We start from the raw sequence: 22,062 nt of genomic DNA on the forward strand, positions 1-22,062 counted from the left end.
TTTTATTTTAGTTTGTTACAAATTTCTTCTAATCGATTATGAGCCATGTTGAGGCCTTGTTTAAATGGCAATTGAAGCATTTGATCTCTTAGTTCGTTAGATTTATAGACGATCTGCATAGTAAGTTTGCTTCGGTTGTCATTTAGCGGTTTAAATTCTAAAAATTCTAATTGAACAGCAAAAGGCGAATTTTCCATTTCAAAAGTTCTGGTAATTTTTTCATTTGGAACAAATTCATGAATAACGCCATTCATCTGGACAACCACATTTCCTTTAGCATCACTGGTTTCAAATTGATAACCGCCATGTTTTTTGTTTTCAAGTTTTAAAACTTTGGTTCCCATCCATTGTTCTACAATTTTGGGTTCGATATAAGCTTTAAAAAGCAATTCGACCGGCAAATCAAAATCGCGTGTAATTACGAGCTCTTGTTTGTTGTCTTCAGCATTTATTTTTGTTTTTAATTCCATAGCAGTTAGTTTTCGGGTTTGTAGTTTTTCATGATGTCTTCGAGTTTGTTGAATCTGTCATCCCACATTTGGCGGAAAGGCTCTATAAAATCGGCTATTTGTTTCATTTTTTTAGCATTTATGGTATAATAGACTTCTCGGCCGTTTTGTGTTTGCTGTAATAATTCACATTCCGTAAGAATCTTTAAATGCTTTGAAACTGTCGGACGTGCCGTGTCAAAGTTTGACGCAATCGCACCCGCTGTCATCGAATGCGAAGTCACTAAAAGTAAAATGGCTCTTCTTGTAGGATCGGCTATTGCCTGAAATACATCTCTTCTTAAATTCATTGTGAAGTTATTTGGCTACAAATATAAATGAAGTCATTTGGCTACGCAAGTTTTTTAACATATTTATTCTTGTAACTGATTGAAAATGTGTGTTTAATTATAGTTTGAAATGGATTTAATGCTATAAATTCATTGAAGATTATGATAGAATTAAAAAATCTTTCATTTGAAAAAGCCATTTTTACAATGTTTGTTTTACTTTTAAATAAAAATCAAAAACTATGAATAGAGTTTTATTTGGTATCCTGATTGTTTTCTGTTCCAAAACAATTGCACAAAATGCAGTTCCTGAAAAAACGACCAATAATCCCATTTTTAAAGGTTGGTATGCAGATCCGGAGGGAATTATTTTTGATAAAACATATTGGGTTTACCCAACATTTTCGGCTCCTTTTGACGATCAGGTTTTTCTGGATGCTTTTTCTTCTCCAGATTTAGTAAATTGGACAAAGCATGCCAGAATTTTGGATACAACGGCTGTGAAATGGGCAAAAAGAGCAATTTGGGCGCCGTCGATTATTAAAAATAAGAACAAATATTTTTTGTTTTTTGGTGCCAATGATGTTCATGAAAATGAAATAGGCGGCATTGGAGTTGCAGTAGCCTCAAAACCGGAAGGGCCTTTTAAAGATTATTTGGGAAAACCACTCGTAGGTGAAATTTATAATGGAGCACAGCCAATTGATCAATTTGTTTTTAAAGATAAAGACGGGCAATATTATTTAATTTATGGCGGATGGAGACATTGCAATATTGCTAAATTAAAAGCTGATTTTACTGGTTTTATTCCGTTTAAGGATAAAACGATTTTTAAGGAGATTACACCGGAAAATTATACCGAAGGACCATTTGTGTTTATTAGAAACAATAAATATTATTTTATGTGGTCTGAAGGCGATTGGGGCGGTCCAGATTATTGCGTGGCGTATGCAATTGCTGATTCTGTAATGGGGCCTTTTAAGAGGATTGGAAAGGTGCTGCAACAAGATCCTAAAATTGCAAAAGGAGCGGGGCATCATTCGATTATTAAAGCTCCAGATTCAGATCGATATTATATTGTTTATCACAGAAGACCGATTGATGAAACTAGTATACATTCGAGAGAAACTTGTATCGAAGAGATGTTTTTTGATGAAAACGGATTAATTAAACCCGTTGTGATTACGAATGATGGAGTGAAAGCCCATTTAATAAAATAAAAAAGTAAACGCTAATAAATAGATTATGAAAAAGTTTCTGGTATTGGTTTTTCTTAACTTTTCAGTTTTTGGTTTTGCGCAGGTAGCAAAAGATTCTGAATTATTTTTACAGTTGAAAAAGCACGATAGTATTTTTTTTGAAAAGAGTTTTAATCAGTGTGATATTGCTTTTTTAGAAAAAGCGATTCATCCTGATTTGGTTTTTTATCATGATCAAGGAGGGGTTCAAAATAAAAAAACTTTTTTAGAAAACGTGAAAAAGAATATTTGTGCTAAAAATTCTCAAAAACCAATACGCAAAGTAAAAGCTGAAAGTTTAGAAGTTTATCCTCTTTATGATAACGGAAAACTTTATGGAGTTGTTCAAACCGGAATTCATGATTTTTATTTGAGAGAAGCAAATAAGCCTGATGTTTTTACCAGCGAAGCAAAATTTACTCATGTCTATCTTTTGATCAATAAAGAATGGGTTTTGAAAGAGGTTTTGAGTTTTGATCATAAGAGTTAGAAAAAAGAATGATAGAAAATATTGCTATTCCAGACGTAATGCAAAAAGCAGTTGGAAATGAGAAAATAGAATTTTTTGTAAAAGCTAAAAAGGAACAACCCTTAAGAAATATTCTTTCGGTTTTCGGTTTTAGTTTTGTTTGGATCTTAGTAAATAGTTTAATCTTTTATGGTTTTGTTTGGGAATTGTTTTATGGAGAATGCGCTTCAATTTCGATTGATGGCGCATATACCGAAGTTTGCCCAGATGATTTGTCGCCATTGAGAGGTTTTTTTATTATATATGGTGTTTTTTTATCGCCTGGGATTATTGTTGGGTTGCTTGGTTTTTTTGGTTTGTTTAAATCAGGTGGATATTACATTGGAACCGAAAACAATCTGATTCGCTATAGTTGGGGCGAAGTGAAATCATTTCCTTGGAAAGAGTTTACAAATGAAATTGAAGTTTTTGGAAAGAAGGATAACGGTAATATAATTTTTAAATTAAAAACAGGAGTTTATATTACTCGTAATCATAAAAGGGTATTGTCGAATACAAAAATAAATATTGGTAGCATTTTGTATGCTTTTGAGATTGGAGAGTATTGTAGAAATAGAATTGTAAAATGAATGCTAAAGAGAAACAATCTGAGTTTGTCAAAATATATTTAAAGCCAACATTGAAAAATTTTGGTTATCAAACTAGTGGGAATACATGGTGGAAAAATAAGGGTGATTTTTTCATAATAATCAATCTGCAAAATTCGCAATGGAATAGTAAAGAAAAGCTTAGCTTTTGTTTTAATATTGGAATTGCTTTAACTGAATTTATTAAAGACCCGAATAAGAAGAGAGCAACACATTTTGATATTCTCACTTACACTCGAGAGGGGATTTATTTAAGTGAAAATAGAAGAAAAGGTAAATATAGAGAAGATGGCTGGTTAGGCTATTTAATTACTGAAAAGACAGATTTAAATGATTTTATAAGTGAATTAAAAATTGATTTTGAAAATGAAATTCTGAATACTCTGGAAAAATTAAAAACTCTTAAAGATTGTGTTGCGTTTTATGGTGAAATGGAATTTTGGGGAGATATATTAAAAGAGCAGATCAAAAAAATTGAACACAAAAACATTTTGTAGAAAAAACATAAAAAAAACCTATTTCGTAATGAAATAGGTTTTTTTGTTTTGTGACCCGACTGGGGCTCGAACCCAGGACCCCATCATTAAAAGTGATGTGCTCTACCGACTGAGCTATCGAGTCATTGTTTTTCTCAATGAGGGTGCAAATATAAGTACTTTATTTAGGTTTTGAAGCCTTTTTTTAGTGCTTTTTTGTAATAATTTATAAAAGCCTATTTTACAGTAAAATAAGAATTACTTTTTTTAGTGACCACGGTGGGATTTGAACCCACACGCCCTTACGAGCACCACCCCCTCAAGATGGCAAGTCTACCGTTTCTCCACGTGGCCTAAAATGAAAAAAGGTCAAGTAAATTAATACTCGACCTTTTGTGACCCGACTGGGGCTCGAACCCAGGACCCCATCATTAAAAGTGATGTGCTCTACCGACTGAGCTATCGAGTCATTGCTTTCAAGAAACTTATTTTGTTAATCACAAATTTTGTGACCCGACTGGGGCTCGAACCCAGGACCCCATCATTAAAAGTGATGTGCTCTACCGACTGAGCTATCGAGTCATATTCGTTTCTTGAATGCGGGTGCAAATATAAGGAGTTATTTTCGAAGTTTCCAAGCATTTTTATTATAAATTTGTCTTTTTTTACGAAAAGTTCCCAATGTCTTAGTTTATAAGGTTTTATTAATATGAAAAAAATAGTGTTATTAGGTTATATGGGTTGCGGAAAGTCAACAATTGCCCAAAACTTGTCAAAAATTACAAATATTCCCTTTCTGGATTTAGATACTTGCATTGAAAAAAGAGCAAATTTGTCTATAAATGAAATTTTTTCTAAACATGGAGAGATCTATTTTCGAAAATTAGAACACGAAATGTTTTTAGAATTGCTTCAATCTTCAGAAAATAACATTATTGGTTTAGGTGGCGGAACACCATGTTACGCAAATAATCATTTATTACTTCAAAATGATGATATCGTATCGGTATACTTAAAAGCATCAATTGATACTTTATACAATAGATTGGCTCAAAACAAGAGCAAACGCCCATTGATTGCAAATATGGAGGAGGAAGAAATGAGAGAGTTTATCGCAAAACATTTGTTCGACAGAAGTTTTTATTACAACCACGCACAGCATAAAGTGTCGGTTGATGGTAGATCAGTCGATGAAACAGTTGAGGATATTTTAAAAATCTTAGCTTAAGAAGGCATAATTGTCGCCATTTTCGTCAAAAACAACTTGAACATGCTCTAATAAAGATGTTGAAAGAGAAATTCCTTTAAAATCGGCTTTTACAGGGTATTTTTTATGATTTCGGTCAACAAGTACTGCTGTTTTGAATTTCTTAAGCGGAACGTCTAAGAAATGACGAACAGCATAGATTAATGTAGTGCCTGAATTTAGGACGTCATCAACTAATACCAAACCTTTGTTTTGGTACTCTTCTTTGGTTAAAGAAGTCTGAATTGGCAATTGCGGATTTTGTTTGTCTACTTTAACTTCACAAGTCGAAACTTTTAAAGTTGAAATATTGCTTAGTGCGTTAGCAATTTTTTGTGCAAAAACAGATCCGTTTGTAGCGATTCCGGCAATCACAACTTCTTCTTCATCAACAAATGTCTCGTAAATTTGATAAGCGATACGTTTGATTTTGTGTTCGATTTCCTGATTGGTTAAGATGATGTTTTTGCTCATGACTTTATTTTTTTGCTAAAATACGATTAGAATTTTAGATTTTAGATTTTTTTGAAATTGAATATTGACATTGAAATTGAATTTTGATATTTATAAATCCTCTTCTTCATCAAAAATTTCGTTTCCATACTCGTCAATATCTCTTCTATCTTTTTTTGTTGGTCTTCCTGTTCCGCTTTTTCGGTAATGCTCTTTTGATAGTTTTAATAGCTCTAAATGCGCATAAGCTTCAGGTGGAGTTTCGTTTTTGCGGTAAATATCGACAAGTTTTGCACCTACACGGCTTTCCGGAATGTCAAGAACCGTAATAATTTGAGTGATCTGATCTTTTCTAAAGGTAATTTTATCAGTAGGAAAAACTTCTTTAGAGGGTTTGGCAACCTGCCCATTTACTGTAATATGGTTTTTTTTGCAAGCTTCTGTAACCATGTTTCTGGTTTTGTAATAACGCACGCACCATAAGTATTTATCTATTCTCATAATTTTTCTAAAATCCAAGTTAAATTCTTTACAAAAATAAATCAATATTGTATCTTGCGCACCTAAAAAATTAACAATAATGAATAAATTTAAATATTATTTTATTTTATTACTCGCGGGTATCGCTATGGTTTCTTGTAACAAGGGTGATGATGATGAAACTGTCGTTGAACTTCGAGATTATAAAGAGCAATATTTGAAAGATAATGACTCTATAATAAAATATTTAAAGACTAATTATATTAAGGAAGTTAACGCTAACTATGATGTTGTAATTGAGAAAATTCCTTCTGGAGGTACGCAAGCTTCAATTTGGGATCAAAAAACATATCCTTTGAAAATTAGAAAAGTCTACAATCATGATGTTAATTATGAAGTTTACTATTTAGAATTAAGAAAAGGAACTGGTGAAGCTCCAACAAATACAGATAAGATTTATGCATCATATAAAGGTACTTTGTTAGACGGAACTGTTTTTGATACTTCATATGGTTATGGAACTGCCTTTGATTTATTTGTATACACGCAAGGAGCAGTAATTGATGGTTGGGGTGAGATTTTCCCTCAGTTTAGAACAGGAACTTCTACTACCGCCGCAAATGGCGAAATAACGTATGATAATTTTGGAGCTGGTGTAATGTTTTTACCGTCAGGACTTGGTTACTTTGCGTCGGCACAAGATAAAATACCTGCCTATACGCCTATAGTTTTTAGTTTTAAATTATTTGGTCTTTTAAGATTGGATCATGATATTAGAATTAATGGAACTACTGTGACTGCAGATCCAGATGGTATTCCTGATTATTTTGAAGATGTTAATAAAGCGGATAATAATAATGGTATTGGTTATCTTTATGATTTAAGAGATAAAGTGCGATATCCAAATCCTCCAGCATGGATGGTTGATGATACAGATGGAGATGGTATTGCAGATTTCTTAGATGTTGATGATGATGGAGATGGTTATACTACTCGATTTGAAACTACAAAACCTACTGATGCACCAGTTACTGGTATAAGCAAATATTATCCTTTTGATCCAATTCCGGATAATCCTAGCACGCCAAATGTAGACGAAACTGAAACATACGGTATTCCTGCTTTTGGAGGCGATTATACTTCTCCAGGAAGATTAAGAATACATGTTGATAAAAATCATCACAGTGTAAAATAATATTGCAATAAAATAGAAACACAAAAAAAACCTCGAAATTGAATTTCGAGGTTTTTTTTTATAAAGTAAGAAAAGTAAAAATTATTTTCTTTTGATAACTCTTTCTACAGCTTCAACAATCGCTTGATTGTTTAATTTGTATTTTTCCATTAATTGCTCTGGAGTTCCAGATTCGCCAAAACTATCTTTTACCGCTACAAATTCCTGTGGAGTTGGATTGTTTAAAGCTAATACACCTGAAACGCTTTCTCCAAGACCTCCAAGGTAATTGTGCTCTTCTGCAGTAACTACACATCTTGTTTTAGCTACAGATTTTAAAATTGCTTCTTCATCAAGAGGTTTAATCGTATGAATGTTGATTACTTCAGCAGAAATTCCTTTTGCTTCTAAAGCTTCAGCAGCGATAAGAGCTTCCCAAACTAAGTGACCAGTTGCAATGATAGTTACATCTGTTCCTTCGTTTAGTAAAATTGCTTTTCCAATTACGAATGGTTCGTCAGCAGGAGTGAAGTTTGCCACAACTGGACGTCCAAAACGCAAGTAAGCAGGACCATGGTGATCTGCTAATGCAATTGTAGCCGCTTTAGTTTGGTTGTAATCACAAGTGTTGATTACAGTCATTCCTGGCAACATTTTCATTAATCCAATATCTTCTAGAATTTGGTGAGTTGCACCATCTTCTCCTAGAGTTAAACCAGCGTGAGAAGCACAGATTTTTACATTTTTGTCTGAATAAGCAACAGATTGACGAATTTGATCGTAAACTCTTCCTGTAGAGAAGTTAGCGAAAGTTCCTGTAAATGGAATTTTTCCTCCAATTGTTAAACCAGCTGCGATTCCGATCATGTTAGCTTCAGCGATTCCAATTTGGAAAAAACGCTCTGGGTGATTTTTTTTGAATTCATCAAATTTCAATGATCCAATTAAATCTGCACATAATGCTACAACATTTTCGTTTTTTTGACCTAGTTCAGTCATTCCCGCTCCAAAACCTGAACGAGTGTCTTTACTTCCTGTATTTTCGTATTTTTTCATTTTTGTTTTTTTGCTTTAGGCAATAGGCTTTAGGCAATAAGCTTATGGCTTACTGCTTATAGCTTAAAGCTTTTTTAATAATCGATTTGATCTGCAGAATAGTTTTGAGCTAAAGCGGCTGCCAACTGATCGTTGTTAGGCGCTTTACCATGCCAAGCATGTGTGTGCATCATAAAGTCTACTCCGTTACCCATTTCAGTGTATAATAAAATACAAACTGGCTTACCTTTTCCTGTTCTTGTTTTAGCATCAGTTAAACCAGCAAGAATTGCGTCAATGCTGTTTCCTTCTTTAATTTCTAAAACATCCCAGTCAAAAGCTTCGAATTTAGCACGAAGGCTTCCCATTGGTAAAACTTCATCAGTAGTTCCGTCAATTTGTTTTCCGTTAACATCGATTGTAGCAATAATATTGTCTACTTTTTTAGCAGAAGCATACATAATTGCTTCCCAGTTTTGACCTTCTTGCAACTCTCCGTCTCCGTGTAAAGTATAAACAATATGATTGTCTTTGTTTAATTTTTTAGCTTGCGCCGCTCCAAGAGCTACAGATAAACCTTGTCCTAATGAACCAGATGCAATACGAACTCCAGGTAACCCTTCGTGAGTTGTTGGGTGACCTTGTAAACGTGAATCTAATAATCTAAAAGTAGCAAGTTCTGAAATTGGAAAATAACCGCTGCGTGCTAATACGCTGTAAAATACTGGAGAGATATGTCCGTTTGAAAGGAAAAATAAATCTTCTCCAATTCCATCCATATCAAAACCTTCTTTGCGGTCCATAATATTTTGATATAGTGTTACCAAAAATTCAGTACAACCTAATGAACCACCTGGGTGTCCAGAGTTTACAGCATGTACCATTCTAAGAATGTCTCTTCTTACTTGGATCGTTAAATCGCTTAATTGTTGTGTGTTAGGCTTCATTTTATATGTAAAATTTTAAACTGAAGCAAAAGTAATTGTTATTTTGCGGGGAGACAAATGATTTTCTGCTTTAGTTTGCTCCAATTGTTAAATTTTTTTGCTCTTTTTTTATCAGATTTCAAGAAAAATCGAGATTTTGATAATTACGCATAAAGTTACATACAGATCAAATGATTTTTAAATGTATTAAATACACTTAATCTGTAAAAATTAGCTGCAAAAAAAAAATGATATGGTAATTAATTTGTATCGCTTTCGCTGTAGAAGTTGTTTTCTTCGTCTTCTGATCCTATTTCTTCCTGATGATCATCGAGTTCTGCGCCGGGAACGTCAAGATCTTCTCCGAGTTTATCACTGTTTTGCTTCCATTCGTGATTGTTTTGATCGATGGTTTTTTCGTTTGAGATTTCGTCAGGATCGATATCTTCTAACTTGTCTTCTTGATTGAAAATGTCTTCGCTTGCCGGATAATCTAAATTTTCTAGATTTCTTTCGATTTGATCTTCATTTGCTGTGTTTTTATCTTCTGAGCTTATCATAACGTAAAAATTTAAAATGTTTTATAAAGTTATGAAATCTATGATTGCAGTTCTTACATTTTTAAAATCAGGATCTTATAGCATTCACATTAAAAAGGGAATTATCTCATTTTCTAATTACCAAATTATCTAATTGTACCAATCTCTTTCCAAGTAACTAGCTGGATATTATTTTCTTTCAGTTTTGTTTCACATTCTTGACTTGTAAAAAAGTCAAAGTCAATTTGACGCCATTCTGAACCAAAATTAGGATGATTTACGGTGATTCCTTGCATTTCAAAATCATCAAAAGCGGGATGAAGCAAGAAAACATTCAGTCCTGGAATTGCACTATCTAATGCTTTTTCGTAAGACTTTCTGAGTTCTCCTTTTTGAAAATCGCTATAATATCCAATTAAAAGATTGTCAGCTAAAAGTATTTTTTCAAAATCATATTTTTCATCAGATAAAGTAATAGATTCTACAAAACCTTTATTGATAAAAACAGGCAAATTGTATGTTTTCCCGAGTTCCTTGTAAATTTCTAAAATTTCAGGAGTTACACCAACACTGCACATGTGTGAGTCAAGATGTGTGGGCTGAATGCCAAAGTGCAAAGCTCTTTCGATTTGAGCCGTAAGTTCTTTTTTTATTTCAGAAAGTTTTGCGTTGTTTTTGAAATCTTGTCTGGTTTTATAGAAATAACCATTTTGATCAACTAAACTGGGAACTTCAGATACAGGAAGAACTGGCCCGAATTTATAATTTTCCCATTCGCATGTCAAAGTCAAATGAACTCCGCAATCGTAATTTGGATTTTCTTTGGCGAATGTTGCCATTTCAAAAAACCACGGACAAGGTACCATTATACTATAGGAGTTTACAGATCCATTTTGGAGTGCTTTTATAGTGGCCTGATTTTCTGAATGTGATAATCCTGCATCATCGGCATGAATGATTAATAGTTTGGTGTTTTCAGGATATCCGAGTTTTTGAGCTAAGTTCATTTTATTTTATTTTTTTTCGGTATTGCGTAAATGGCACGCGGATTTCGCAGATTTAAACGGATTTTATTTATGTATTGTAAAGAATCTTCTTTGCGGGGCTTCGACTTCGCTCAGCCTGACAATTACAGATTTATTCAAATTTAAAAATTTCTTATGAAGCTGTCACATCTTTTTTTTTGCGTTAGGGATAGAAGCGGCATCCTTTTGTGACAACTGTCATGTCTTAATTAACAACAATATTTTCTGGAGCAAAAGATATAGCGGATAGCCCGACCGAAGGGAACGCCCAAAATAATTTTAGTTTCACGTTTAAAGTTTTTATAAAACATCAGTTTTTAAGTTGATGAGAACAATTATCTAATTGACAAATTTTCTAATTAGCTAATTAATTAGTTTTCCCTGAAATTAGCTTATCTTTGCCGACTGAAAAAAGAAACAGATGAAGTTTGATTTATTACAAAAAGATCCGCAATCTAAAGCTAGAGCGGGTAGTATTACTACAGATCACGGCGTAATTGAAACGCCTATTTTTATGCCTGTTGGAACGGTTGCTTCTGTAAAAGGAGTGCATCAGCGTGAATTGAAAGAAGAAATTAATCCGGATATTATTCTTGGAAATACGTACCATTTATATTTGCGTCCGCAGACTGAGATTCTGGAAAAAGCAGGTGGATTGCATAAATTCATGAACTGGGATCGTAATATTTTGACTGATTCTGGAGGATATCAAGTATATTCTCTTTCGAATAATAGAAAAATTAAGGAAGAGGGAGTGAAGTTCAAATCGCATATTGATGGTTCATATCACTTTTTTACGCCGGAAAATGTAATGGAAATTCAACGTACAATTGGGGCCGATATTATTATGGCTTTTGACGAGTGTACGCCTTATCCTTGCGATTATAGATATGCGCAAAGATCAATGCACATGACACACCGTTGGTTGGATCGTTGTATCAATCATTTAGATAAAGTCCCTTATAAATACGGTTACGAACAAACATTTTTCCCGATTGTTCAAGGAAGTACGTATAAAGATTTGCGTCGTCAATCAGCAGAATATATTGCAAATGCTGGACAGCAAGGAAATGCAATTGGTGGACTTTCTGTAGGTGAACCAGCTGAAGAAATGTACGCAATGACAGAAGTAGTTTGTGAAATTCTTCCAGAAGATAAACCTCGTTATTTAATGGGTGTTGGAACTCCAATTAATATTTTAGAAAATATTGCGTTAGGAATTGATATGTTCGACTGTGTTATGCCAACGCGTAATGCTAGAAACGGAATGTTGTTTACTGCAAATGGAACCATCAACATCAAAAATAAAAAATGGGAAGCTGATTTTTCTCCAATTGATGAAATGGGCCACACTTTTGTGGATACAGAATATACAAAAGCTTATTTACGTCACTTGTTTGCAGCCAACGAATATTTAGGAAAACAAATTGCAACCATTCATAATCTTGGTTTCTATATGTGGTTGGTTCGTGAAGCGAGAAAACATATCTTAGCAGGAGATTTTAGACCATGGAAAGAAATGATGGTTAAAAATATGAGCCAAAGACTTTAAATAAAAAGTTTCAAGTTTTAGGTTTCAGGTTTCACGTTCTCTGCAGAACTTGAAACCTGAAACTTGAAACAAAACAAACAAAAGATATATGCTGACAATAATAGATAAGTATATTTTAAAAAGATATTTAGCCACTTTTTCGGTGATGATCTTGTTATTTATTCCGATTGGGATTGTAATTGACGTTTCTGAAAAGGTGAACAAAATGTTGGAGAACAAGATTCCGTTTATGGATATTGCGCTCTATTACTACAACTTTACTATTTATTTTGCGAATTCTCTTTTTCCGATATTTTTGTTTTTGTCGGTAATTTGGTTTACTTCAAAATTGGCTAATAATACAGAGATTATTGCCATTTTAAGTTCTGGAATTTCATTTACACGTTTTTTAAGACCTTATATTATTGGCGCTTCCATCGTTTCGGTTTTTGTGCTTTTAATGGGATTTTTTATTGTTCCGGCAGCAAGTGAAGGTTTCAATAACTTCAGATATACCTATTTAAAAGGAAATGGAAAGGAATTAATGCGTGGCGAAAATACGAATGTGTACCGCCAAATTAATGATCACGATTTTATTTTTGTAAACAGTTTTAACGAAGAGTCAAAAACAGCGTTTAATTTTACCTTGGAGCATTTTGAAAAGGAAAAAATGACGTACAAAATTTCGGCAAGCCGAATTAAATGGGATCCTAAAAAGAGAATATACGTTTTGTATGATTATACTAAAAGAACGGTTGGTGAACTGAATGATATAATTGAAAAAGTTCCTGAAAAAGAGGTTAAGTTTAAATTTGAATTGGCCGATTTAACACCGGTTGTTTACATTGCCGAAACACTTTCACTTGGAAAACTGATCGATTTTATTGAAAAAGAAAGAAAAAGAGGTTCAGGAAATATCAATACTTATTTGGTTGTACTTTATAAAAAATATAGTGTACCAGTTTCGGCCTTTATTTTGACTATTATTGCCGTTGCGGTTTCGTCTATGAAACGTCGTGGCGGAATGGGAACCAATTTGGCAATCGGAATTGCAATTGCTTTCTCATTTGTGTTCTTTGATAAAATATTTGGAACCCTTGCCGAAAAATCTACATTCTCACCTTTATTAGCTGTTTGGTTCCCGAATATTGTTTTCGGAATTTTAGCAGTTTACTTACTACGTAATGCGAAACGATAATTTAAAAAGTTATTTAAATCTTCATTTAATTGTTTTTATCTGGGGTTTTACAGCCATTTTGGGCGCTCTTATCACAATTGATGCTGATAATTTAGTTTGGTTTAGAATGCTTCTTGCCATGATTTTTTTAGGAGCATTTATTATTTATAAAAAACAATCTTTTCAAGTTCCAATAAAAGAACTTTTTAAACTGATTTTTGTTGGTTTGCTGATTGCCCTGCATTGGATTTTCTTTTTTAAAGCGATTCATGTCTCCAATGTTTCCATCACGCTTTCAATATTTTCTTTAGGTGCATTTTTTGCCTCTTTATTAGAACCGCTTTTTTACGGACGAAAAATTTTGTTTTACGAAGTTTTCTTCGGATTGATTATTATCGCTGGACTTGGATTAATATTGCAGGTCGAAATTAAATATCTTACAGGTGTTTATTATGCTTTGGCAGCGATAATTCTGGGCGTTGTGTTTACTTTATTGAACGGGAAATTAATCGCAGATCACGAACCTTCAGTTATTACATTTTATGAATTTGGTGCCGGAGTTTTTTTCATCACCATTTATTTTTTATTTCAAGGAAAATTTACCGCCGATTTTTTTACATTATCGTTAAATAATTGGATTTTATTGCTTGTTTTGGCTTCGATTTGCACGGCTTATGCTTTTACAGCATCTGTAAAAGTTATGCAACGATTAACTCCTTATACCGTAATGTTAACCACTAATTTAGAGCCAGTTTACGGAATTATGCTAGCTTATTTTATTCTTGGCGGAAAAGAAAAAATGAGCACCGAATTTTATATTGGTGCCGTCATAATCATCATTACTGTTATTTTAAATGGCGTTTTTAAACATTATAAAAACAAGAAAGAAGTGTAATAGTTTACTTATCTTTTAATTCACATTTTGATACTTTACTAACAATTAACTATGCCAATGATATAATATTTTTATATTTGCGGTTCGATTTAAAAACAAAATTCAAAAATCCATGGAATATTTAGATTTTGAGCTTCCAATCAAAGAACTTGAAGACCAGTTACAAAAGTGTGTAATAATTGGAAAAGAATCTGAGGTTGATGTAACAGCAACTTGCAAGGAAATCAACAAAAAATTAGTAGAAACTAAGAAAGAAATATATAAAAACCTTACGGCTTGGCAGCGTGTACAATTGTCAAGGCACCCAAATAGACCTTATACTTTAGATTATATCAGAGCAATTTGCGGTGATACTTTTTTAGAGCTTCACGGAGATAGAAGTTTTAAAGATGATAAAGCGATGGTTGGTGGTCTTGGAAAAATAAACGGTCAGTCGTTTATGATTGTTGGTCAGCAAAAAGGTTTTAATACAAAAACACGTCAGTACCGTAATTTTGGTATGGCAAATCCAGAAGGATACCGTAAAGCTTTGCGTTTAATGAAAATGGCGGAGAAATTCGGAATTCCAGTTCTTACTTTAGTTGATACCCCGGGTGCATACCCAGGTCTTGAAGCTGAAGAAAGAGGACAGGGTGAAGCTATCGCAAGAAACATTTTTGAAATGGTTCGTTTACAAGTGCCAATCATTACAATTATTGTTGGTGAAGGTGCTTCAGGAGGAGCTTTAGGAATTGGTGTTGGAGATAGAGTTTTCATGTTAGAGAATACTTGGTATTCTGTAATTTCTCCAGAATCTTGTTCTTCAATTTTATGGAAAAGCTGGGAGTACAAAGAACGTGCTGCCGATGCTTTGAAATTGACTTCATCTGATATGAAAAAACAAAAATTAGTTGATGATGTTATTCCAGAACCACTTGGCGGAGCACACTACGACCGCGAGACTACTTTTAAAACAGTAGCGGAATATATTACCAAAGGATATAACGAATTGAAAGACTTATCAACAGCTGACTTAATTGCCCAAAGAATGGACAAATACAGCAATATGGGGGAGTTTAAAGAGTAAATTCATTTAATATGATTAAAAATCCGAAGCCCTGCGGTTTCGGATTTTTTTTTGGTTATCAACAAAAAAACTTATTTATAAACATAAAACTAGTTATAACTCGATAGCAGATTTTTTTTAAATTTTGCTACTTTCGCTATATGGAAAATTTCAAAAATGTAAACCCTGTAAAGGTAGATAAAACCACTATTATTAATCTTGAAAAAGGAAAACTTCCTCCGCAAGTAATTGATCTTGAAGAGGCTGTTCTTGGAGCGATGATGATTGATAAAAAGGGGGTAGATGATGTAATTGATATTTTACAGCCTGATGCTTTTTACAAAGACGCACACAAACATATTTTTGAAGCGATTTTACAGCTTTTTACCGAAACACAGCCAATCGATTTGTTGACTGTTTCGACACAGTTGAAGAAAAATGGAAAGCTAGATGTAGCGGGTGGTGATTTTTATTTGATTCAGCTTACGCAGAAAATTGCTTCGTCTGCGCATATCGAATTTCACTCGCGTATTATTCTGCAAAAATTCATTCAAAGAAGTTTGATCAGAATTTCTTCTGAAATTATCGAGGAATCGTATGATGAAACTACAGATGTTTTTGATTTATTAGATAAAGCCGAATCTAAATTATACGAAGTAACTCAGGGAAATATCAAGCGTAGTTCTGAAACTGCGCAGAGTTTGGTTCTTCAAGCGAAAAAACGTATTGAAGAAATTGCTGGAAAAGAAGGTTTGAGTGGTATCGCAACTGGTTTTGAAAAATTAGATGAGGTAACTTCAGGTTGGCAGCCTTCGGATTTGATTATTATTGCGGCTCGTCCAGGTATGGGTAAAACGGCTTTCGTACTTTCGATGGCACGAAATGTTGCTATTCAGTTTGGACATGCGGTTGCGGTTTTCTCTCTGGAGATGGCCTCAGTTCAGTTGATTACGAGGCTTATTTCTTCGGAAACAGGATTGTCTTCTGAAAAATTAAGAACAGGAAAATTAGAAAAACACGAATGGGAGCAATTAAGTACTAAAGTTAAAGACTTAGAAAAAGCACCATTATTTATTGATGATACACCTTCGCTTTCGATATTTGATTTACGTGCAAAATGCCGTCGTTTGGCTTCGCAACACGGAATTAAATTAATCATTATCGACTACTTGCAGTTAATGACTGCGGGAGGAAACGGAAAAGGAGGAGGAAACCGTGAGCAGGAAATCTCGACAATTTCTCGAAACTTAAAAGCTTTGGCAAAAGAGCTTAACGTTCCGGTTATTGCACTTTCTCAGTTGTCGCGTGCTGTTGAAACCCGTGGATCTAGTAAGCGACCTTTACTTTCGGATCTTCGTGAATCTGGAGCGATTGAGCAGGATGCCGATATTGTATCGTTTATTTATCGTCCTGAATATTATAAAATTGAAGAGTGGGATGATGATGAGGCATCTCCAACAGCAGGTCAAGCTGAGTTTATTATAGCCAAACACCGTAATGGTGGTTTGGAGAACATTCGTTTGAAATTCTTAGGACACTTAGGTAAGTTTGATAATCTTGAAGAATTTAGCGGTGGATTTGACGATTTGCCTTCAAAAATGAATCATGACGATAATCCGTTCATTACTAAAAATCTTCCTTCTGCCAATGAAGCTTTTGGAAGCAATCTCAACGATGACGATGATGACAGTGATGTGCCATTCTAAATACAATTTAAAAACCTTTTTATAAGGTTTTTTTTATGTCTTAATGTTAAATTTATTAATAAAATTCAGTAGATTAGCCAATCGATTGCTAAACAATCGGCTAATTAACTGTAACCAATAAACAAATTTATATTATGGCAACTGAAAGATTACCAGAAAAAGACACTAACATTCCATTAGAAGTAGCTCAAACTTGGGTAGCAAGTTGGAAAAAACAAACTGATGAAGAAACTGCTAAAAAACGCGTTAATTCATTTTTAATTCCTAAAGTTAATTTAGAAAAACTTTTAGACCAAGGAATTGATGCAGCCAGAGCTTATATAGGTATAAATGAGAAAGGTCTTCAAACTTTAATGTTCGTTGGAACAACTTACAATGAAGAAACGAAAATTTATGAAGATCAAATCCCAGGCTATCACAATTCTGCCAAATCTTATGGAGATGGCGATGCAGGAATTTATGATTTTACGCAACCGAGCCCACCTACAACAGGAGATGATGAAAGTCCAATGAATCAGTAATTTAAATGCGTGCATTTCTTATAGATTTTGGACATTTACTTTTGGGGTTAAACTTTATTTTGTATGCAATAGGTTTTTTTAAAAATGGAAAAAGCTACAAAATTTTTACTGTCTATCTTTTCTTGATTATTGTTGTTGAGCTTACTTCCAGCATCTTATTAAAATTGCATGAGCCTAATTTATTTATGTCTCATTTTTATTTTATTGGACAGTTTATTCTGTTAAGCTTGTTTTATTTAAACTTGACAAAAGATGAGTTTCAAAAGAAAACTATAAAAATAGGCTTTATATTAGTTTTATTGACCTTGGCGATTCAATATGGACTAAAATCGGACTTGTTTTTCAAATTCAATTTATATGAAATTTTTATTACTTCATTTTTATTGATTATATATTCGGTATTTCATTTTTACAATATGTTGGATGATAAAAAAGAATTTTATTATATCAACATGGGAATTTTGTTATATCTGTTTGCTAGTACAATTTTATTTCTAATAGGAAACTTGACGGCAAAATTCAGTAAAGATTTTAGCATGATAACTTGGACTATAAACGCAATTTTGGTTGTAGTTTATCATTTGTTTTTCTTGTACGAATGGAAGGTGAATTATTTTAAAAGAGAAAAAGCACAAATCACAGATTAAAAACTTAAAACCTTTGGCTTCTTTCATAGTGTGCCAAAGGTTTTTTAATAATAATTAAAACGTATGAGCCCAAAAGCAATCTCAGAATCAGAAATTGTTGCAACTGCAATTTTTAGCTGTGTTTCTTTCCTATTGATGGGTCTTGTTTTGATCTTGTTTTTTTATTTTTCTCGAAAGAAAATAACTCAGAAGGAATTAGAAAAAAGAGATCTAGAAATTCAGTATCAAAAAGAACAATTACATGCTATTATTGTAACTCAAGAAGAAGAACGAAAACGTATAGCACAAGATTTGCACGACGATATTAGTTCTAAGCTGAATATTGTTTCTTTGAATACACATTTATTATCGGCTTCAAACTTGACCGAAGCGGAAACAAAAGAAATCACAGGTAATATTATAAGCCTTACGACTAAAGCTTTAGAGAATTCTCGAAAAATAGCACACAATTTGTTGCCTCCTGTTTTTGAAAAATTTGGATTGAGTGCCGGTGTACAAGAATTATGTGCAGAATTTGAAACTAGTAAACTGGTTAAGGTTCATTATAAAAATACGGTCGATTTTGATGATAATGATATTGATCGCCAATTGCATGTTTTCAGGATTCTTCAGGAGTTTATGAATAATTCAATCCGACACGGAAAAGCAAGTGAAATCAAAATTTCTTTTTCTGAAGAAAATGGAATTGTGACTTGTAATTATGAAGACAACGGAATTGGTTTTGATAGTAAAAGTGATGAAAATCAAAAAGGCCTTGGAATGAAAAATATTGACAGCCGTATTTCTTTCTTGAAAGGAACTATTCAAATTTCTTCAGAAATAAATAAAGGTTTCGCTGCAAATTTCACCTTTTAAGTTAAAATCGTGTGTTTTTTGTAGAATTAAATCGACATTCTAGATTTCTGCGAGTATTGTTTGAGACATATTTTGTAAATTCGGCAAACCAAACGACCAAAAACAGAATAAAAAATGAATGCTGCTATTAAAATTGCTTTAGTTGATGACGAAGTTTTATTTCGAAAAGGAATTGCCTTTTTATTGCAGAGAGAAGATAATATCGAAATTATTTTTGAAGCATCAAACGGCGAAGAACTTCTTGACAGTTTAGAAAAGAGCGAAATCAAACCTGATATTATTATAATGGATTTGAAAATGCCATTGCTAAATGGTGTCGAAGCAACTAAAATTATTCGCAAATCACATCCAGATATTAAAATAATTGCTCTTACCAGCTACGACTCAAAATCATTTATTGCCAATATGATTCAGATTGGTGCCGTGGCTTATCTTATAAAAAATACTACTCCAAAAGATTTAATCCATACTATTAATGAAGTAGCAAAAAAAGGCTTCTATTATAGTGAGGATGTGCTAAAAACAATTCAGGAAACGATTGTTTCTTCAAAAAATTCTAAAGTGAATTTAGAAACTGGATTTCTTTCTCCTCGTGAAATTGAAATATTACAGCTCATCTGTCAGCAAAAAACAACTACTGAAATTGCTGAACATCTTTTTTTAAGTCCGAGAACTGTTGAAGGTCATCGCAATAATTTGCTTCTTAAAACGGAGTCAAGAAATATTGCAGGATTAGTGGTGTACGCGATACAAAATGAAATTGCAGTTTTGACGCTGTAGTTTTTTTAGGCTGTTAAAAATTGTATTGACAGAACGTAATACAAAATAATGGTAAGAACAAGTACGCAAATGCCTACTTTTTGAAGTACATTTAATCCCTTTGGTTGGTTATTACTTTCGTTGAATTTCATAATTTTTGTTTTCATTGATTTATAGCTCAATGATTTGGGTTACCAAATGTAGTTAGAATTTGCTTTTGCGAAATAGGTGTTTTTACCTGTTTTTGTTTGTAAGAATGCAAAAAGCAATTTTTCTTATTTTAACTTTTCTTTCGGTTATAAAACAAAGTAAACTATAGTGTTTTTAAAAGCTTCCTTTATATCTTTACTAAAAATAATTTTTTAATGAAGAAGAGTTTAGTTTACATCTTTATATTGCTGCTTTCGTTTTCGGCCAAAGCGTCGTTTATTTTACTTCCAATGGACGAAACGACACAGCAGAATCATCTTAAAGCTTACGGAATAACTTATTGGTGTTTAAGCAGAGATTATAAGGCAAGCTGGCTTCTTAATTACAGAGGCGGTTCTTTTTTATTGCCTGATGCCGAGGAAATTAGAAAAGAATGTAAAATTCGTGGTGTGAGTTTCGAAATTTTGTCAGATAGTGAAGAAGCTTCGATTTTGAACGAAATTTCTAGTCCTTCTCAAAATATGGAATCGGTTATTTTAGAAAAAGCGCCAAAAATTGCGGTTTACACACCAAAAGGAAAACAGCCTTGGGATGACGCTGTGACTTTGGTTTTAACTTATGCTGAAATTCCTTTTACACCTATATATGATGAAGAAGTTTTAAGTGATCAGCTCTTATTGTATGATTGGCTTCATTTGCACCATGAAGATTTTACAGGGCAATATGGTAAATTTTATGCGGCATACAAAAATACGCCATGGTATATTGATCAGAAAAAAGATGCGGAAGCTTTAGCAGCGAAGTTAGGCTATGCAAAGGTTTCTCAAGAAAAAGGAGCAGTTGCGAAAAAAATTAGAGACTTTGTAATTGGAGGTGGCTTCATGTTTGCCATGTGTTCTGCTACAGACAGTTTTGATATTGCTTTGGCTGCTGACGGCGTTGATATTTGTGAAGCTATGTTTGATGGTGACGCAAGCGACTCAAATTATCAATCGAAATTGGATTATGGCAATTCTTTTGCATTTAAAAATTTTACTTTAGAAAGAAGACCAGAAGTTTATGAGTTCTCAGATATTGATATGACTTTAAAACGTAAAATTCCGATGGAGAAAGATTATTTTACTTTAATGGAATTTTCTGCTAAATGGGACCCAATTCCTAGTATGTTATGTCAAAATCACACACAACTGGTGAAAGGTTTTATGGGACAAACAACTTCTTTTGATACGGCGTTAGTGAAATCTAATGTTTTGATTATGGGAACTTGCGAGTTAAATGGCGAATCAAGATATATTCATGGCGAAAAAGGAAAAGGAATGTTTACCTTTTTTGGAGGTCATGATCCAGAAGATTTTCAGCATCAGGTGGGAGATCCGCCTACAGTTTTAGATTTACATCCAAATTCTCCAGGGTATCGGTTGATTTTAAACAATGTTTTGTTTCCTGCAGCTAAAAAGAAAAAACTTAAAACATAATTAGTTTAAGGAAAATTCCATCCAAATCGGAAGATGATCTGATACTTTTCGGGCTTCTTGAAGTGAATTGAATTTTTTATAGAACGGAATTATTCCAGAATTTAAGTAATTCAAACTATTTGACTTAAAAAAGATATTATCAAATTCAGATGCCAAACAAATATCATTTTTGCATTTTTGTTTTAAAGTTGTCTTTTGATTTTGTAAAATAGGGGCGTAGCCCATTTTCTTTAAAGGGTAAAATACGGTGTGGGACTGTGGACAGTTAAAATCTCCAGCAAAAATTAAATTTAAATCAGGATATGCAATAGGAAGAAATTTGAAATATTTGATTTCAGTTTCAGGATTTCTATTTTTAGTAATTGCGTGAAAATTGCTTAGAGTGATGTTTTTTTTGCCAATTTCAAATGTGGCAAAATAGGGTTCTCGGTAGATTTCTAAACTGTATTTTTTCTCCAACCAAGGTTTGCCTTTCAGTTTGACTTTGCTCGTTTTCCATATAAAGGCATAACGCTCTGCTTTATAGCTACTGCTACTCGTTGGGTCGCTTACGGCATAATTCCATTTTGAACCCTTCTGATTTAGGATATTGGTAAGTTTTGCAATTGCTTGCGCACCGCCATAACCAGCGACAACTTCTTGAATGGCAATAATATCATAGTCAAGAACTATAGATGCAATATAATTTATTTCGGCTTCAGATTTTGATTTCCCATAATTTTCTAAATTCCAAGACAGAATTTTTGTTTGCGAAAAAGAAAGAAATGTAAAAAAAGAAAGAACAATGCTTAGAATATTTTTCATTCGATAATTAA

25 protein-coding genes and 4 tRNA genes are annotated in these 22,062 nt (G+C 33.2%); 16 read left to right on the forward strand and 13 right to left on the reverse strand.

Annotation, left to right across the window (positions count from 1 at the left end; all coding sequences use genetic code 11):
• Positions 1–2 precede the first annotated feature (2 nt).
• Positions 3–470, reverse strand: coding sequence for an SRPBCC domain-containing protein (locus RB619_RS16825; protein ID WP_308099564.1), 468 nt, complete (start codon positions 468–470; stop codon positions 3–5).
• Positions 471–475: 5 nt separating this feature from the next.
• The gene (locus tag RB619_RS16830; RefSeq protein WP_308099566.1) at positions 476–799 is read right to left on the reverse strand and encodes a metalloregulator ArsR/SmtB family transcription factor; all 324 of its coding nucleotides are present in this window, start codon (positions 797–799) and stop codon (positions 476–478) included.
• 221 nt (positions 800–1,020) lie between these two features.
• Here RB619_RS16830 and RB619_RS16835 point away from each other — a divergent pair, with 221 nt between their 5' ends.
• Genes RB619_RS16835 through RB619_RS16850 form a run of 4 tightly spaced genes read left to right on the forward strand, consistent with a single transcriptional unit; the run spans position 1,021 to position 3,629 of the window.
• Entirely contained in the window at positions 1,021–1,998 is a 978-nt protein-coding gene (locus RB619_RS16835; RefSeq protein ID WP_308099568.1) for a glycoside hydrolase family 43 protein, read from the forward strand.
• A 25-nt stretch (positions 1,999–2,023) separates the two neighbouring features.
• The gene (locus RB619_RS16840; RefSeq protein ID WP_308099570.1) at positions 2,024–2,506 is read left to right on the forward strand and encodes a nuclear transport factor 2 family protein; all 483 of its coding nucleotides are present in this window, start codon (positions 2,024–2,026) and stop codon (positions 2,504–2,506) included.
• 8 nt (positions 2,507–2,514) lie between these two features.
• A complete protein-coding gene (locus RB619_RS16845; RefSeq protein WP_308099572.1) occupies positions 2,515–3,114 on the forward strand; it encodes a hypothetical protein in 600 nt (199 codons plus the stop codon).
• Complete coding sequence (locus tag RB619_RS16850; protein ID WP_308099574.1) at positions 3,111–3,629, forward strand: DUF4304 domain-containing protein; 519 nt, start codon at positions 3,111–3,113, stop codon at positions 3,627–3,629. The genes RB619_RS16845 and RB619_RS16850 overlap by 4 nt, the downstream gene beginning before the upstream one ends.
• Positions 3,630–3,680: 51 nt before the next feature.
• Here the strand turns inward: RB619_RS16850 and RB619_RS16855 are convergent.
• From RB619_RS16855 to RB619_RS16870, 4 genes are all read right to left on the reverse strand, one after another.
• Positions 3,681–3,753 (reverse strand) — tRNA-Lys (locus tag RB619_RS16855).
• Between the two features lie 126 nt (positions 3,754–3,879).
• A tRNA-Leu gene (locus RB619_RS16860) sits at positions 3,880–3,962 on the reverse strand.
• Positions 3,963–4,004: 42 nt separating this feature from the next.
• Positions 4,005–4,077 (reverse strand) — tRNA-Lys (locus RB619_RS16865).
• A 40-nt stretch (positions 4,078–4,117) separates the two neighbouring features.
• Positions 4,118–4,190: transfer RNA gene (locus tag RB619_RS16870), tRNA-Lys, on the reverse strand.
• Positions 4,191–4,317: 127 nt separating this feature from the next.
• Between RB619_RS16870 and RB619_RS16875 the strand changes: the two genes are divergently transcribed.
• On the forward strand, positions 4,318–4,836 hold the full coding sequence (locus tag RB619_RS16875) for a shikimate kinase (protein ID WP_308099576.1): 519 nt from the start codon (positions 4,318–4,320) through the stop codon (positions 4,834–4,836).
• On the opposite strand, the gene RB619_RS16880 is transcribed toward RB619_RS16875, so the two are convergent.
• Both RB619_RS16880 and RB619_RS16885 read right to left on the reverse strand, forming a co-directional pair.
• The gene (locus RB619_RS16880; RefSeq protein ID WP_308099579.1) at positions 4,828–5,328 is read right to left on the reverse strand and encodes a phosphoribosyltransferase family protein; all 501 of its coding nucleotides are present in this window, start codon (positions 5,326–5,328) and stop codon (positions 4,828–4,830) included. The genes RB619_RS16875 and RB619_RS16880 overlap by 9 nt on opposite strands.
• A gap of 90 nt (positions 5,329–5,418) precedes the next feature.
• Complete coding sequence (locus tag RB619_RS16885; RefSeq protein ID WP_308099581.1) at positions 5,419–5,808, reverse strand: S4 domain-containing protein; 390 nt, start codon at positions 5,806–5,808, stop codon at positions 5,419–5,421.
• A gap of 79 nt (positions 5,809–5,887) precedes the next feature.
• Between RB619_RS16885 and RB619_RS16890 the strand changes: the two genes are divergently transcribed.
• A complete protein-coding gene (locus tag RB619_RS16890; protein WP_308099583.1) occupies positions 5,888–6,982 on the forward strand; it encodes an FKBP-type peptidyl-prolyl cis-trans isomerase in 1,095 nt (364 codons plus the stop codon).
• A gap of 81 nt (positions 6,983–7,063) precedes the next feature.
• On the opposite strand, the gene RB619_RS16895 is transcribed toward RB619_RS16890, so the two are convergent.
• From RB619_RS16895 to RB619_RS16910, 4 genes are all read right to left on the reverse strand, one after another.
• Complete coding sequence (locus RB619_RS16895) at positions 7,064–8,017, reverse strand: transketolase C-terminal domain-containing protein (RefSeq protein WP_308099585.1); 954 nt, start codon at positions 8,015–8,017, stop codon at positions 7,064–7,066.
• 74 nt (positions 8,018–8,091) lie between these two features.
• Positions 8,092–8,943: a transketolase gene (locus RB619_RS16900; RefSeq protein WP_308099587.1), complete on the reverse strand. Its 852-nt coding sequence runs from the start codon at positions 8,941–8,943 to the stop codon at positions 8,092–8,094.
• A 239-nt stretch (positions 8,944–9,182) separates the two neighbouring features.
• A complete protein-coding gene (locus RB619_RS16905) occupies positions 9,183–9,482 on the reverse strand; it encodes a hypothetical protein (protein WP_308099589.1) in 300 nt (99 codons plus the stop codon).
• A gap of 125 nt (positions 9,483–9,607) precedes the next feature.
• Positions 9,608–10,468: a polysaccharide deacetylase family protein gene (locus RB619_RS16910; RefSeq protein ID WP_308099591.1), complete on the reverse strand. Its 861-nt coding sequence runs from the start codon at positions 10,466–10,468 to the stop codon at positions 9,608–9,610.
• A 439-nt stretch (positions 10,469–10,907) separates the two neighbouring features.
• Between RB619_RS16910 and tgt the strand changes: the two genes are divergently transcribed.
• The 10 genes from tgt (at position 10,908) to RB619_RS16960 (ending at position 21,247) form a co-directional block, all read left to right on the forward strand.
• Positions 10,908–12,038, forward strand: a complete 1,131-nt coding sequence (gene tgt, locus RB619_RS16915) for a tRNA guanosine(34) transglycosylase Tgt (protein WP_308099593.1) — start codon at positions 10,908–10,910, stop codon at positions 12,036–12,038.
• Positions 12,039–12,126: 88 nt separating this feature from the next.
• Positions 12,127–13,215, forward strand: a complete 1,089-nt coding sequence (locus tag RB619_RS16920) for an LptF/LptG family permease (protein ID WP_308099595.1) — start codon at positions 12,127–12,129, stop codon at positions 13,213–13,215.
• On the forward strand, positions 13,202–14,089 hold the full coding sequence (locus RB619_RS16925; RefSeq protein ID WP_308099597.1) for a DMT family transporter: 888 nt from the start codon (positions 13,202–13,204) through the stop codon (positions 14,087–14,089). The genes RB619_RS16920 and RB619_RS16925 overlap by 14 nt, the downstream gene beginning before the upstream one ends.
• 112 nt (positions 14,090–14,201) lie before the next feature.
• A complete protein-coding gene (locus tag RB619_RS16930; protein WP_308099599.1) occupies positions 14,202–15,155 on the forward strand; it encodes an acetyl-CoA carboxylase carboxyltransferase subunit alpha in 954 nt (317 codons plus the stop codon).
• Between the two features lie 140 nt (positions 15,156–15,295).
• Positions 15,296–16,840, forward strand: a complete 1,545-nt coding sequence (gene dnaB, locus RB619_RS16935; RefSeq protein ID WP_308099601.1) for a replicative DNA helicase — start codon at positions 15,296–15,298, stop codon at positions 16,838–16,840.
• Positions 16,841–16,974: 134 nt separating this feature from the next.
• Positions 16,975–17,361: a hypothetical protein gene (locus tag RB619_RS16940; RefSeq protein ID WP_308099603.1), complete on the forward strand. Its 387-nt coding sequence runs from the start codon at positions 16,975–16,977 to the stop codon at positions 17,359–17,361.
• Positions 17,362–17,366: 5 nt separating this feature from the next.
• Positions 17,367–18,008: a hypothetical protein gene (locus RB619_RS16945; protein ID WP_308099605.1), complete on the forward strand. Its 642-nt coding sequence runs from the start codon at positions 17,367–17,369 to the stop codon at positions 18,006–18,008.
• A 63-nt stretch (positions 18,009–18,071) separates the two neighbouring features.
• Complete coding sequence (locus tag RB619_RS16950; protein ID WP_308099607.1) at positions 18,072–18,863, forward strand: ATP-binding protein; 792 nt, start codon at positions 18,072–18,074, stop codon at positions 18,861–18,863.
• Between the two features lie 114 nt (positions 18,864–18,977).
• Positions 18,978–19,643, forward strand: coding sequence for a response regulator transcription factor (locus RB619_RS16955; RefSeq protein ID WP_308099609.1), 666 nt, complete (start codon positions 18,978–18,980; stop codon positions 19,641–19,643).
• A 344-nt stretch (positions 19,644–19,987) separates the two neighbouring features.
• Entirely contained in the window at positions 19,988–21,247 is a 1,260-nt protein-coding gene (locus RB619_RS16960) for an asparagine synthetase B (protein WP_308099611.1), read from the forward strand.
• On the opposite strand, the gene RB619_RS16965 is transcribed toward RB619_RS16960, so the two are convergent.
• Entirely contained in the window at positions 21,248–22,051 is an 804-nt protein-coding gene (locus RB619_RS16965) for an endonuclease/exonuclease/phosphatase family protein (RefSeq protein WP_308099613.1), read from the reverse strand. It lies immediately after the preceding gene.
• Between the last annotated feature and the right edge of the window lie 11 nt (positions 22,052–22,062).

Source organism: Flavobacterium sp. LHD-80, assembly GCF_030929605.1.
Lineage (GTDB): Bacteria > Bacteroidota > Bacteroidia > Flavobacteriales > Flavobacteriaceae > Flavobacterium.

What these genes read in the sequence shown, in the direction of transcription:
- RB619_RS16885 (WP_308099581.1), bottom strand. Translation starts at nt 5,808, where the DNA reads ATGAGAATAGATAAATACTTATGGTGCGTGCGTTATTACAAAACCAGA.
- RB619_RS16840 (WP_308099570.1), top strand. Translation starts at nt 2,024, where the DNA reads ATGAAAAAGTTTCTGGTATTGGTTTTTCTTAACTTTTCAGTTTTTGGT.
- RB619_RS16900 (WP_308099587.1), bottom strand. Translation starts at nt 8,943, where the DNA reads ATGAAGCCTAACACACAACAATTAAGCGATTTAACGATCCAAGTAAGA.
- RB619_RS16960 (WP_308099611.1), top strand. Translation starts at nt 19,988, where the DNA reads ATGAAGAAGAGTTTAGTTTACATCTTTATATTGCTGCTTTCGTTTTCG.
- dnaB (WP_308099601.1), top strand. Translation starts at nt 15,296, where the DNA reads ATGGAAAATTTCAAAAATGTAAACCCTGTAAAGGTAGATAAAACCACT.
- RB619_RS16910 (WP_308099591.1), bottom strand. Translation starts at nt 10,468, where the DNA reads ATGAACTTAGCTCAAAAACTCGGATATCCTGAAAACACCAAACTATTA.
- RB619_RS16825 (WP_308099564.1), bottom strand. Translation starts at nt 470, where the DNA reads ATGGAATTAAAAACAAAAATAAATGCTGAAGACAACAAACAAGAGCTC.
- RB619_RS16965 (WP_308099613.1), bottom strand. Translation starts at nt 22,051, where the DNA reads ATGAAAAATATTCTAAGCATTGTTCTTTCTTTTTTTACATTTCTTTCT.
- RB619_RS16950 (WP_308099607.1), top strand. Translation starts at nt 18,072, where the DNA reads ATGAGCCCAAAAGCAATCTCAGAATCAGAAATTGTTGCAACTGCAATT.
- RB619_RS16845 (WP_308099572.1), top strand. Translation starts at nt 2,515, where the DNA reads ATGATAGAAAATATTGCTATTCCAGACGTAATGCAAAAAGCAGTTGGA.
- RB619_RS16940 (WP_308099603.1), top strand. Translation starts at nt 16,975, where the DNA reads ATGGCAACTGAAAGATTACCAGAAAAAGACACTAACATTCCATTAGAA.
- RB619_RS16925 (WP_308099597.1), top strand. Translation starts at nt 13,202, where the DNA reads ATGCGAAACGATAATTTAAAAAGTTATTTAAATCTTCATTTAATTGTT.
- tgt (WP_308099593.1), top strand. Translation starts at nt 10,908, where the DNA reads ATGAAGTTTGATTTATTACAAAAAGATCCGCAATCTAAAGCTAGAGCG.
- RB619_RS16945 (WP_308099605.1), top strand. Translation starts at nt 17,367, where the DNA reads ATGCGTGCATTTCTTATAGATTTTGGACATTTACTTTTGGGGTTAAAC.
- RB619_RS16875 (WP_308099576.1), top strand. Translation starts at nt 4,318, where the DNA reads ATGAAAAAAATAGTGTTATTAGGTTATATGGGTTGCGGAAAGTCAACA.
- RB619_RS16930 (WP_308099599.1), top strand. Translation starts at nt 14,202, where the DNA reads ATGGAATATTTAGATTTTGAGCTTCCAATCAAAGAACTTGAAGACCAG.
- RB619_RS16895 (WP_308099585.1), bottom strand. Translation starts at nt 8,017, where the DNA reads ATGAAAAAATACGAAAATACAGGAAGTAAAGACACTCGTTCAGGTTTT.
- RB619_RS16880 (WP_308099579.1), bottom strand. Translation starts at nt 5,328, where the DNA reads ATGAGCAAAAACATCATCTTAACCAATCAGGAAATCGAACACAAAATC.
- RB619_RS16905 (WP_308099589.1), bottom strand. Translation starts at nt 9,482, where the DNA reads ATGATAAGCTCAGAAGATAAAAACACAGCAAATGAAGATCAAATCGAA.
- RB619_RS16920 (WP_308099595.1), top strand. Translation starts at nt 12,127, where the DNA reads ATGCTGACAATAATAGATAAGTATATTTTAAAAAGATATTTAGCCACT.
- RB619_RS16890 (WP_308099583.1), top strand. Translation starts at nt 5,888, where the DNA reads ATGAATAAATTTAAATATTATTTTATTTTATTACTCGCGGGTATCGCT.
- RB619_RS16955 (WP_308099609.1), top strand. Translation starts at nt 18,978, where the DNA reads ATGAATGCTGCTATTAAAATTGCTTTAGTTGATGACGAAGTTTTATTT.
- RB619_RS16835 (WP_308099568.1), top strand. Translation starts at nt 1,021, where the DNA reads ATGAATAGAGTTTTATTTGGTATCCTGATTGTTTTCTGTTCCAAAACA.
- RB619_RS16830 (WP_308099566.1), bottom strand. Translation starts at nt 799, where the DNA reads ATGAATTTAAGAAGAGATGTATTTCAGGCAATAGCCGATCCTACAAGA.
- RB619_RS16850 (WP_308099574.1), top strand. Translation starts at nt 3,111, where the DNA reads ATGAATGCTAAAGAGAAACAATCTGAGTTTGTCAAAATATATTTAAAG.